The 11,577-nt window shown below is 47.7% G+C and carries 9 protein-coding genes; 4 read left to right on the forward strand and 5 right to left on the reverse strand.

The window, feature by feature from the left end; genetic code table 11:
- Positions 1–28 precede the first annotated feature (28 nt).
- Together fadB and fadA are read left to right on the forward strand one after the other, a co-directional pair.
- Positions 29–2,170 carry a fatty acid oxidation complex subunit alpha FadB gene (gene fadB / locus LG272_RS01810; protein ID WP_126759786.1) on the forward strand — a complete coding sequence of 714 codons (2,142 nt, stop codon included), beginning with the start codon at positions 29–31 and terminating at the stop codon, positions 2,168–2,170.
- Between the two features lie 29 nt (positions 2,171–2,199).
- Positions 2,200–3,363 carry an acetyl-CoA C-acyltransferase FadA gene (fadA, locus tag LG272_RS01815; protein WP_126759787.1) on the forward strand — a complete coding sequence of 388 codons (1,164 nt, stop codon included), beginning with the start codon at positions 2,200–2,202 and terminating at the stop codon, positions 3,361–3,363.
- A 127-nt stretch (positions 3,364–3,490) separates the two neighbouring features.
- On the opposite strand, the gene tusA is transcribed toward fadA, so the two are convergent.
- From tusA to LG272_RS01830, 3 genes are read right to left on the reverse strand one after another with little or no spacing between them, the layout of a single operon-like run.
- Entirely contained in the window at positions 3,491–3,727 is a 237-nt protein-coding gene (tusA, locus tag LG272_RS01820; RefSeq protein WP_126759788.1) for a sulfurtransferase TusA, read from the reverse strand.
- Positions 3,728–3,778: 51 nt separating this feature from the next.
- On the reverse strand, positions 3,779–4,258 hold the full coding sequence (locus LG272_RS01825) for a GNAT family N-acetyltransferase (RefSeq protein WP_126759789.1): 480 nt from the start codon (positions 4,256–4,258) through the stop codon (positions 3,779–3,781).
- Positions 4,259–4,271: 13 nt separating this feature from the next.
- A complete protein-coding gene (locus tag LG272_RS01830; RefSeq protein WP_404409267.1) occupies positions 4,272–4,865 on the reverse strand; it encodes a DNA-3-methyladenine glycosylase I in 594 nt (197 codons plus the stop codon).
- Positions 4,866–4,947: 82 nt separating this feature from the next.
- On the opposite strand from LG272_RS01830, the gene glyQ reads away from it, so the two are divergent.
- Positions 4,948–5,871, forward strand: a complete 924-nt coding sequence (gene glyQ / locus LG272_RS01835; protein ID WP_404409269.1) for a glycine--tRNA ligase subunit alpha — start codon at positions 4,948–4,950, stop codon at positions 5,869–5,871.
- Positions 5,872–5,873: 2 nt separating this feature from the next.
- On the forward strand, positions 5,874–7,940 hold the full coding sequence (gene glyS, locus LG272_RS01840) for a glycine--tRNA ligase subunit beta (RefSeq protein ID WP_404409271.1): 2,067 nt from the start codon (positions 5,874–5,876) through the stop codon (positions 7,938–7,940).
- Between the two features lie 105 nt (positions 7,941–8,045).
- Here glyS and gyrB read toward each other — a convergent pair whose 3' ends face one another.
- Positions 8,046–10,466, reverse strand: a complete 2,421-nt coding sequence (gene gyrB, locus LG272_RS01845; protein WP_126759793.1) for a DNA topoisomerase (ATP-hydrolyzing) subunit B — start codon at positions 10,464–10,466, stop codon at positions 8,046–8,048.
- Positions 10,467–10,477: 11 nt separating this feature from the next.
- Positions 10,478–11,560 (reverse strand): DNA replication/repair protein RecF, encoded by a 1,083-nt coding sequence (gene recF, locus LG272_RS01850; protein ID WP_126759794.1) that lies wholly within the window; start codon positions 11,558–11,560, stop codon positions 10,478–10,480.
- Positions 11,561–11,577: the final 17 nt, after the last annotated feature.

Raw genomic sequence — 11,577 nt, forward strand, 5'->3', positions numbered from 1 at the left:
TATCAGTAAACGCTCAAGGAGACCGAATATGATTTATCAGGGTGATAGCATTCGGGTTGAATTTGTAGAAGACGGCATTGCCGAGCTTCAATTCGCAGCCGCAGGCTCTGTGAACAAATTTGACCAGAAAACCTTGGAAGAATTCAGCCAAGCATTAACTGAATTGGCCAACAGCAAAAATTTGCGCGGTGTGATTGTCACCAGCGCGAAACCTACTTTCATTGTAGGCGCTGATATTACAGAATTCCTTACTTTATTTGCCGATGTCGAACAAACCAAAGTTTGGGTAGCCAAAGCATCGCGCGTATTTGACCAATTGGAAGACTTACCTGTACCGACCGTTGCCGCAGTTGCTGGCTTTGCGCTTGGTGGTGGTTGTGAAGCCACGCTTGCGTGTGACTACCGTGTTGTTGATACCAGTGCTGTTATTGGTCTGCCGGAAGTAAAACTTGGTTTGATTCCAGGCTTCGGTGGCACCATGCGTTTACCGCGCATTATCGGCCCAGACAACGCGTTAGAACTCATCACGACTGGTAAAAATAATAAGCCTGAAGATGCGTTAAAGATTGGCTTAGTGGATGCCGTCGTGATGCCAGAGAAATTGCGCGATGCGGCATTGCGCATGGTGAAATCAGCAGCAGATGGCGAGTTAGATTGGCGCGCAAAACGTCAGCCAAAACTTGAAGCATTGAAAGCTAACGATACCGAATTAACCATGACCTTTGTTACCGCTAAAGCGATGGCTGCGGCACAAGCTGGTAAACATTATCCAGCACCTCATGCAGCTATTAAAGCGGTTGAGGATGGCGCGAAACATGGTCGTGAAGAAGCTTTAAATGCAGAAAACGCTGCTTTTGTCGGTTTAACGCAAACAGATGCCTGTCGCGCACAAGTCGGTATTTTTATGGCCGACCAGTTAGTCAAGGGCAAAGCAAAGAAAGCCGCTAAGCAAGCAACCAAAGAAATTAAGCGCGCAGCGGTACTTGGCGCTGGCATTATGGGCGGCGGTATTGCTTACCAATCAGCCTATAAAGGCGTGCCGGTTGTGATGAAAGATATCCGTCAGGAAGCGCTTGATTTAGGTATGGCTGAAGCAAGCAAGATTCTCGGTAAATTAGTTGAACGTGGTCGTATGGATCACAAGAAAATGGCTAAAGTACTGTCTTCCATTACCCCGACGTTGCTCGATGAAGGCGTAAAAGGCGTTGATATTGTCGTTGAAGCGGTGGTCGAGAACCCCGATGTGAAAGGCAAAGTACTGGCGCAAATGGAGAGCGTTGTTGATGATGACACCATTATCGTGTCAAACACCTCAACCATTTCAATTGATCGCTTAGCGAAGAATCTAAAAGACCCGTCACGCTTCTGCGGTATGCACTTCTTTAATCCAGTGCACAAAATGCCATTAGTGGAAGTCATTCGTGGCGAGAAAACTTCAGACGAAACCGTGGCAGCTGTTGTCGCTTATGCTTCGCGCATGGGTAAGACCGCCATTGTTGTTAACGATTGCCCAGGATTCTTAGTGAATCGCGTGTTGTTCCCTTACCTTGCTGGCTTTGCCGGTATGGTTGATGAAGGCGTAGATTTCGCCGGTATCGATAAGGTCATGGAGCGTCAGTTTGGCTGGCCAATGGGTCCAGCCTACCTTTCTGACGTTGTCGGTATCGACACTGCGGATCACTGTACCGTGGTTATGGCTGATGGCTTCCCAAGTCGTATGCCACGCGACACCAGCAGTGCGATTGCAAAATTAGCAGCAGCTGAGCGTTACGGTCAGAAAAACGGCAAAGGTTTCTACAACTATGGCGTGGACAAGAAAGGTCGCCCAGCCAAAGAAAAAGCACCTGAAGTCTACGAAATGCTCGGTATCGGCGACAAGCAACTCGACGCTGATGAAATCATCGCTCGTTGCATGGTTCCAATGGTAAACGAGTGCGTACGTTGCTTAGAGGAAGGCATTGTCGCTAGTGCTGCTGAGTGCGATATGGCGCTACTTTACGGACTTGGCTTCCCGCCGTTCCGTGGTGGGCCATTCCGTTACCTAGAAACCGTTGGCCTCGATAACTTTATTGCTTTGGCCGACAAGTACGCGCACTTAGGTGAAATGTATCAAGTAACCGATGGCCTGCGTGAAATGGCGAAGTCAGGCAAATCATACCTGGCCGGTTAATCATTAGCGTAGCGCTAACGGAGGAATTTATGAAAGACGTAGTGATTGTCGATTGTATTCGCACCCCGATGGGTCGTTCGAAAAACGGTGTTTTTCGCAATGTTCGCGCCGAGGATTTATCGGCGCACTTAATGAAAGGATTACTCGAACGTAATCCGCAAGTAGATGTTAACGAGCTCGAAGACATCTACTGGGGCTGTGTTCAGCAAACCTTAGAACAAGGCTTTAATATTGCGCGAAATGCCGCGCTTATTGCTGGCATTCCGCATCAAGTTTCAGCGGTCACAGTGAACCGTTTATGTGGTTCTTCAATGCAAGCGATTCATGACGCTGCTCGTGCCATTATGCACGGCGACGGCGACATTATGATCGCGGGTGGTGTTGAGCACATGGGCCACGTACCAATGACGCACGGCATCGATTTCCACCCAGGCATGAACAAATCCGTTGCTCGCGCAGCTGGTAGCATGGGTATGACCGCTGAGTTATTGGCGCGCAAATTTGGTATCGATCGTGCTGCTCAAGATGCATTTGGCGCGCGTTCGCATCAACGCGCTTACGCAGCGACCGTTGAAGGCCGTTTTGCAAAAGAAATCTTACCGTTAGAAGGTCACGACGCCGACGGTATTTTGCACTTGGTTAAAAACGATGAAGTCATTCGCCCAGAAACCACGGTAGAAGGCTTAGCCGCGTTACGCCCGGTCTTCGACCCAGCCAACGGTACCGTGACAGCCGGTACGTCGTCAGCGTTATCTGACGGTGCAGCCGCTTGTTTGGTGATGTCTGCAGACAAAGCGAAAGAGCTTGGCTTAACCCCGCGTGTTCGTATTCGCGCCATGGCGGCAGCTGGTTGCGACCCTTCCATTATGGGTTACGGCCCAGTGCCAGCGACGCAAAAAGCACTGAAACGCGCTGGCTTAGATGTCAAAGACATTGATTTATGGGAACTTAACGAAGCGTTCGCGGCACAGTCACTGCCTGTACTAAAAGGCTTAGGCTTACTTGATGTGATGGACGAGAAGGTCAATTTGAACGGCGGCGCAATTGCGTTAGGTCACCCTCTCGGCTGTTCAGGTGCGCGTATCTCAACCACGCTCATTAATCTTATGGAAAGCAAAGATGCGACGTTGGGTGTGGCGACGATGTGTATTGGTTTAGGTCAGGGCATCGCCACCGTCTTCGAACGCGTGTAACTGCAAAAACGATATTCGATATAAGATATTGGATATTAGAAAAGAAAGACCGCTGTTGCTTGGAGCATAGCGGTCTTTTTTGTTCTTACCAATATCAAATATCTAACGGCTAATATCGTTGTTGTTTTTAGCTACCTTTGCGGATGAGGTAGCGATATGGCTGATTTTCCGTTTCTGCCAGAAGCAACTCGTGATCCATAAAGCGGCAAAAACTTGGAATATCGCGAGTCGTAGCCGGGTCGTCAGCAATCACCTCCAGCGTATCACCAGGGTTCAGTTTACGCATCGCGACACGCAACATCATCACCGGCTCTGGGCACCGCAAACCCAAAGTATCGAGCTGTGACGTCACTTCACCCGCCATGCGTTTACCTCACTTCACGAATAACCAATAACGACTAACGAATAACGTCAATTACAGGTATTTCTGCCAGAATTCCGCTTTGCCCATCGCATCATCGAGCTGATAAGGTTTAAAACCAAATTTCTCGTAAGCTATTTTTGCTGGTTCATTGCCTTGCAACACCTCAAGGGTTAGTTTGCAGCAGCCGCGGAATTGCGCCAAAGTTTCAACTTCTTGCAACAGGCGCTTCGAAATACCTTGGCCGCGGAAGTCTTTGATGACTGCAATGTCATGAATATTCATCACTGGTTTCGCAGCGAACGTTGAGAAACCTTCAACGCAGTTCGCAAGGCCAACTGGCTGCTCATCAACATACGCAAGAATTGAAAAGACGTGGTCACGCTTCGCCATTTCATCAATCAAGTTTTCCCGCGTTGCTTCGGGCAATGCTTCGCCACCACCCATTGGATCACGGGCGTAGTCATCTAGCATATCAACAACGGCTTGGCGGTGTTTCGGATTACTATAATCGGCAAGTACAATCTCTAACATGATTAACTCTTATCTATAATGAGAAACGGCGCATGGCGTCGCAGGTTGGTTCATAGCAATGGCAAGTGACGACATGATCGTTCACCATCCCCACCGCTTGCATAAACGCATAACAAATAGTGGTACCAACGAAGCTAAAGCCAGCTTTTTTTAAGGCTTTCGCCATGGTATCAGAAACTTTATCAGAAGTGGGAATGTCACCCCCCTGTCGAGCGAAAATTCTGGGCTGCCCGTCGCTGAATTGCCATAGAAACTCGTTAAAACTGATGCCCTGCTCTTCGAGTGCAAGGTAGGCGCGTGCGTTTTTAAAGATTGATTCTATTTTTAAGCGATTGCGAATAATGCCCGCATTTTGCATCAGGCTGGCTTGGTAATCTTCTGACAATTGCACAATTTTATGGGGGTTAAAGTCACAAAAGGCTTTTTCGTAATTGCTTTGCTTGCGTAGAATAGTAATCCAACTTAATCCTGCTTGTTGGCCATCAAGACACAACTTCGCAAATAGCTCTTGGCTGTCACTCACAGGACGGCCCCATACGGTGTCGTGGTAGTGAACATACTCAGGGTCGGTGCCGCACCAACTGCAGCGGTGAATTGTTTTCGTCATTTCGCACGGTATCCTGTAACCTCGCGTCAACACAGGGTATAATTTACGCCAATTTGGTTTAAAAATCAGCACGAGATATCGCATGGCTAGCTACGATGTAAAAACATTTCAGGGCCTTATTTTAGCCCTTCAAGATTACTGGGCGCAGCAAGGTTGCGCTGTAGTACAACCGTTGGATATGGAAGTGGGTGCAGGCACCTTTCATCCAATGACGTTCTTGCGCTCAGTTGGCCCCGAGCCAGCTAGCTTTGCCTATGTGCAGCCGTGCCGCCGTCCGACAGATGGTCGTTATGGTGAAAACCCCAATCGTTTACAGCACTATTACCAGTTCCAAGTGCTACTAAAACCATCACCTTCGAATATTCAAGAGCTCTATTTAGGCTCACTTGAGATGTTGGGTTTTGACCCGCTTGTTCATGATATTCGTTTTGTGGAAGACAACTGGGAATCACCTACCTTGGGCGCGTGGGGTTTAGGCTGGGAAGTTTGGTTAAACGGTATGGAAGTCACCCAGTTTACCTATTTTCAGCAAGTTGGTGGTCTTGAGTGTAAGCCGGTTGCTGGTGAGATCACCTATGGCCTCGAACGCCTCGCTATGTATATTCAAGGTGTCGATAGCATTTATGATCTGGTGTGGACCGATGGTCCGCGCGGCAAGATCCTTTATGGCGATGTGTTCCATCAAAACGAAGTCGAACAATCGACTTACAATTTTGAGCACGCCGATGTTGATGTATTATTTGCTCGCTTTGAGTCTTGTGAAAAAGAATGTGAGCACTTACTATCAGCAAACCTGCCATTGCCCGCATACGAACAGGTCATGCGTGCCTCACACGCATTCAATTTACTCGATGCGCGCCACGCCATTTCGGTGACCGAACGTCAACGCTATATTTTACGCGTTCGAACCATGGCGAAAGGTTGCGCTGAAGCCTACTTTGCGGCTCGTGAAGCATTAGGATTTCCGCTTGTGCAAAACCAATCAGTAGTAAAAGAAGGAGCTTAACCGTGCGCTACGATACGTTATTAGTTGAAATTGGCACCGAAGAGCTACCTCCAAAAGCATTAAAAGGCTTAAGCGAATCATTTACAGACGGTTTAAGCAGCCTACTTAAAGAAAACGACTTTACCTTTGACAGCGTCAAGTCGTTCGCAACGCCGCGTCGATTAGCGGTTCAGGTTGAGAGGCTAGCTTCTCAACAAGCCGATAAAATCGTCGAAAAACGCGGCCCTGCGGTCAATGTAGCGTTTGATGACGCAGGCAATCCGACCAAGGCCGCCGAAGGTTGGGCGCGCGGTAACGGTATCACGGTGGCGGAAGCTGAGCGTTTGGTCACTGATAAAGGCGAATGGTTACTCTATAAAGCTGAGGTTCAGGGGCAGCCCTTGGCTGACGTGTTACCTGAACTCGTAGCTGCGGCACTGAAAAAATTGCCAATTCCGAAGCCGATGCGTTGGGGTAACGGCACAGCGCAGTTTATTCGTCCGGTTAAAACCGTCACCATGCTGTACGGTTCTGAACTGATTCCGGGCACCATTTTGGACGTTAGTGCGAGCAATCAGATTCAAGGTCACCGTTTTCACGCCCCTCAAGGTGCCGCGCTGAAGAATGCCAATGATTATGAAGCGACGCTCGAATCTATTTGGGTTGTCGGTGATTTTACAAAACGCCGGGATATTATCGTTTCTGGTATTGATAAATTAGCCAAAGAACTCGGTGGCCGTGTTGTCGAAGATGCCGACTTGATTGACGAAGTTACTGCCCTAGTTGAATGGCCGGTGGCATTATCGGCTTCGTTTGATGAATCATTCTTATCGGTTCCGAAAGAGCCGTTGATTGTTACCATGAAAGACGATCAGCGCTACTTTCCACTCGAAGATGAGCAAGGTAACTTGCTGCCTGCATTTATCTTTATTACTAACATTGAATCGAAAGACCCAGCACAAATAGTTACGGGCAACGAAAAAGTAGTTCGCCCTCGCCTAGCCGATGCGCAATTCTTCTTTGAATCAGATAAGAAGATCCGTTTAGCTGACCGTGTTGATGGATTAGCTAATATCTTATTCCAAAAGCAACTTGGTTCCATCAAAGATAAATCGGACCGTATTGCGAAAGTTGCAGCGTCAATTGCGTCTGACTTGAACGCCAATGCGGCAGTGGCAGAGCGTGCCGGCTATTTGTGTAAGGCCGATCTCGCCTCGCAAATGGTGTTGGAATTCCCTGAAACACAAGGTGTGATGGGTATGCATTATGCGCGTCACGACGGCGAAGCCGAAGGCGTACCGCAAGCGATTTTCGAGCATTATCTACCGCGCTTTGCTGGTGACGAACTGCCGCAATCGCCAGAAGGCGCGGCAGTTGCTATCGCGGATAAGCTCGATACCTTAGTCGGAATATTCGGTATCGGGCAAACACCAAAAGGCGACCGTGACCCATTTGCATTGCGTCGCGCCGCAATCGGCTTGTTACGGATCATCGTTGAAGGTGGCTACAACCTCGATTTGGAAGTGTTAGTTAAGCACTCTGCAGCGAGTTTTGGAACGCTATTAACCGCGAAAGATGTTCAACAAGATGTCGTCGATTTCTTGTTAGGCCGCTTCCGCACTTGGTATCAAGAACAAGGTATCGCGGTTGACGTTATTCAAGCGGTTCTTGCGCGACGCCCTACCAAGCCTGTTGATTTTGATCTTCGCGTGAAAGCGGTGACTGAGTTTAGAAATCATTCGGCCGCTGAAGCGTTGGCAGCCGCCAATAAGCGGGTGAGTAACATCCTAGCGAAGGTTGAAGGCAAGCTACCCAGTGCCGTCAATGATGACTTGTTACAAGAGGATGCGGAACGCGCCTTGGCGAACGCGATTAAAGAAGCTAGAGAGGTTTCGGCAGCAGCATTGAACGCAGGCAATTATACCGCCGCCCTCGCTTCGCTGGCGTCGCTTCAACAACCGGTAGATACGTTTTTTGATCATGTGATGGTGAACGCCGATGATGATTCAGTACGTCAGAATCGTCTCGCGTTACTACAAAATCTACGTGAGCTATTCTTACAAATTGCGGATATTTCGGTTTTAAATTAAACTAAGGTCCATAAGATTCAGGTTACTTGATAACTGGCCTAGATTCTTTGTTTCCAAAAATAAAAAGGGAGCCAATTGGCTCCCTTTTTTTGATGCAATTAGTAACTACACGTCAAGGTTTGCAACCTTCAGAGCATTCGTTTCAATGAACGCACGACGCGGCTCTACATCATCGCCCATTAGGGTCGTAAACAATTGGTCTGCGGCAATAGCATCCTCAATTGTTACGCGAAGCATACGGCGAGTTTCTGGATCCATCGTGGTTTCCCACAATTGTTCCGGATTCATCTCACCCAAACCTTTGTAACGCTGGATGTAGATACCACGTTTCGATTCACTGATTAACCACTCAACGGCCTCAACGAAATCGCTGACAGGTTTCTCTTTCTCACCACGGCGCACAAAGCCACCCGCTTCGACCAATCCATTAATCTTTTCACCAATTGATACGAGCTGGTCGTAATCACGCGACATCAAGAATTCATAGCTCAATGGATATGGCGTATCAATCCCATGCCGACGTACGATAACAACTGGCAAATAGAAGTTACGTTCTTCGTCATGTTGAACCGACAAGGTATATGTTGCAGAGTTTACTTCTCGTGCAGTAAGGTCATTTTGCAACGTACCCGCCCACTCCGTCATAGCCTGTTGATTTTTAAGCATTTCCTCTGTCAACCGAGGTGCATAGAGTAAGCGTTGCAGGAATGTTTCAGGCATACGACGCGAGAGCCGTGTTTTAATTGAGTTCTGCGCTAACTGATAGTCGTTCACCAATGTTTCAAGGTGTGCACCACTAATACCAGGGGCATCGCTCGTAACATGCAAAGAGGCACCATCAAGTGCAAGACTGGTCAGATACTGAATCAAACCCGGATCATCTTTGATATATGTTTCTTGCTTCCCTTTCTTCACTTTATAAAGCGGCGGTTGAGCAATGTACATATAACCACGTTCGATTAATTCTGGCATTTGACGATAGAAGAAGGTCAACAGCAACGTCCGAATATGGGAGCCGTCGACATCGGCATCGGTCATAATGATGATGCGATGATAACGGGTTTTATCTGGATCATATTCGTCACGCCCAATACCGCAGCCTAATGCGGTAATAAGTGTTGCAACTTCTTGCGATGACAACATCTTGTCGAAGCGCGCCTTTTCAACGTTTAGAATCTTACCTTTCAAAGGTAAAATCGCTTGGTTTTTGCGGTTACGGCCCTGCTTCGCAGAACCACCCGCAGAGTCACCCTCCACAATGTAGAGTTCAGACAAGGCCGGATCTTTTTCCTGACAATCAGCTAGCTTACCAGGTAAGCCAGCTAAATCTAATGCGCCCTTACGACGAGTCATTTCACGGGCTTTGCGCGCCGCTTCACGAGCTCGCGCTGCATCGATAATTTTACCGACGATTATCTTCGCGTCACCAGGCTGCTCAAGTAGGAAGTCCGCAAGCTTTTCGTTCATAGCTTGCTCGACCGCACTCTTCACTTCAGACGAAACCAATTTATCTTTCGTCTGCGATGAAAATTTCGGGTCGGGTACTTTCACCGAAACAACCGCTGTCAAACCTTCGCGCGCGTCATCACCTGTAGCATTGGTCTTATATTTCTTATTCAGACCTTCTTTTTCCATGTAAGTATTTAACGTACGTGTCAATGCTGCGCGGAAACCGGCTAAGTGCGTACCACCATCGCGTTGCGGAATATTGTTGGTGAAACAGTAGATAGCTTCTTGGAATGAGTCATTCCATTGCATTGAAACTTCCACTGAAATACCGTCTTCACGCTCACTTGTGAAGTGGAACACGTTCTGGTGAATTGGGGTTTTGTTCTTGTTTAAATACGATACAAACGCCGATATTCCACCTTCATATTTAAAGTGGTCTTGGCGTTCGTTACGCTCGTCCTTAAGGATGATTGATACACCTGAATTCAAGAAAGACAATTCGCGTAATCGTTTCGCAAGAATGTCGTAATGGAATTCGATATCACTAAAAATTGTAGGGCTCGGCCAGAAACGAATTTCTGTACCCGTTTTATCGGTATCACCGATCTGAGCTAACGGCGCTACTGGGTCACCTAGGTTATAGGTTTGCTGATAAATATGCCCTTGGCGTTGTATAGTCAGCAATAGTTTGTCTGACAAAGCATTCACAACAGACACACCGACACCGTGCAAACCGCCCGAAACCTTGTACGAGTTGTCATCGAACTTACCGCCGGCGTGCAGTACAGTCATAATTACCTGTGCCGCTGATACACCTTCCTCTGAGTGGATGTCGACCGGAATACCACGCCCATCATCTCGAACTGACACTGATCCGTCGGAATGAATCGTCACGAGAATATCTTTGCAGTGCCCTGCTAACGCTTCATCGATTGAGTTATCGACAACCTCGAAAACCATGTGATGTAAGCCGGTACCGTCATCGGTGTCACCGATGTACATACCGGGGCGTTTGCGAACTGCATCAAGCCCTTTAAGGACTTTAATACTGGACGAATCGTAATTGTTTTCTGCCATAATTAGCTTCTCTATTGTTCCTTGACGGTTCCATGTTCCACGTGGAACATTCTAGTATCTTCAGTTTTGAGGAGTGCACTTACGTCACTGCCGTCAATCGCCGATACAAAAACCTGTGACTTGGATGCGACAAGCGCACCACAAAACTTCTGCTGACTAACCGAATCCAATTCGGCTGTAATGTCGTCCACTAAGTAGATACATTGTACGCCAGTTTTCTGCTGAAGGTATTCACCTTGTACCAATTTGAGTGCGGCAACAAGTAACTTCAGCTGGCCTCGTGAGAGTAAATTTTTGACATCTTCTCCATTGGCCAAAATTCTAAGTTCAGCTTTGTGCGGACCGACGGTTGAGTGCCCATATCGTAAATCTTGATCACGATGTTTTTCGAGCGCCTCAGCCAGAGAAATGCCTTTCTCCCAACCAGACCGCAGTTGAAACTCAAATTTATAGTTTGGCAAAAACTCCGCCAAACGTTTTGTTAGTACCGGAACGAAGCCTTCAACGTAAGTTTCTCGATGCGCTTGTATGCGTTCTCCAAACCTTGCAAATTGCTCATCCCAATACTGATGTTCTTCATAAAAGCGTTTCATCTTGAGCAAACTGTTTCGCTGCTTCAACAATTTCGCGAAACCAACCCAATCGCTATAAAAGGAATGTTCCACGTGGAACACGCCCCAATCTATGTATTGCCGTCTTACCTTAGGGCCACCCAAAATTAGCTCGATGCTTTCGGGGGTCATCAGCTGAACCGGCACCATTCGGGCCAATGCTGAAAATCGTTTTTCTTTTGCTTGGTCAATTCGTAGCTGAACTTCGCCTGCGTGATTACGCTGGTAGCCGACCTGATGCTTTGCGCCATTCTGTTCGGTTAATCGCGCGAACACAACAAAATGGTCATCCTCGTTTCGAATCAATTGGCGAAATGTACCAGGTCGAAACGACCGTCCAAAACCCAAGCAATAAATTGATTCGATTAAACTTGTTTTGCCGCTACCATTTGCTCCGGAAATAATATTAACCGTTCGACTTGGCGTCATCGATACTGACGCAAAATTTCGAAAACTTTTAAGCGACAACGACTCCAGATACATAAACGATAACAATGCGC

This window comes from Pseudidiomarina marina, from assembly GCF_044807045.1.
Lineage (GTDB): Bacteria > Pseudomonadota > Gammaproteobacteria > Enterobacterales > Alteromonadaceae > Pseudidiomarina > Pseudidiomarina marina.

Excerpts from the sequence above, each read along its gene's own strand:
- fadB (WP_126759786.1), top strand. The coding sequence starts at position 29 with ATGATTTATCAGGGTGATAGCATTCGGGTTGAATTTGTAGAAGACGGC.
- fadA (WP_126759787.1), top strand. The coding sequence starts at position 2,200 with ATGAAAGACGTAGTGATTGTCGATTGTATTCGCACCCCGATGGGTCGT.
- tusA (WP_126759788.1), bottom strand. The coding sequence starts at position 3,727 with ATGGCGGGTGAAGTGACGTCACAGCTCGATACTTTGGGTTTGCGGTGC.
- LG272_RS01825 (WP_126759789.1), bottom strand. The coding sequence starts at position 4,258 with ATGTTAGAGATTGTACTTGCCGATTATAGTAATCCGAAACACCGCCAA.
- LG272_RS01830 (WP_404409267.1), bottom strand. The coding sequence starts at position 4,865 with ATGACGAAAACAATTCACCGCTGCAGTTGGTGCGGCACCGACCCTGAG.
- glyQ (WP_404409269.1), top strand. The coding sequence starts at position 4,948 with ATGGCTAGCTACGATGTAAAAACATTTCAGGGCCTTATTTTAGCCCTT.
- gyrB (WP_126759793.1), bottom strand. The coding sequence starts at position 10,466 with ATGGCAGAAAACAATTACGATTCGTCCAGTATTAAAGTCCTTAAAGGG.
- recF (WP_126759794.1), bottom strand. The coding sequence starts at position 11,560 with ATGTATCTGGAGTCGTTGTCGCTTAAAAGTTTTCGAAATTTTGCGTCA.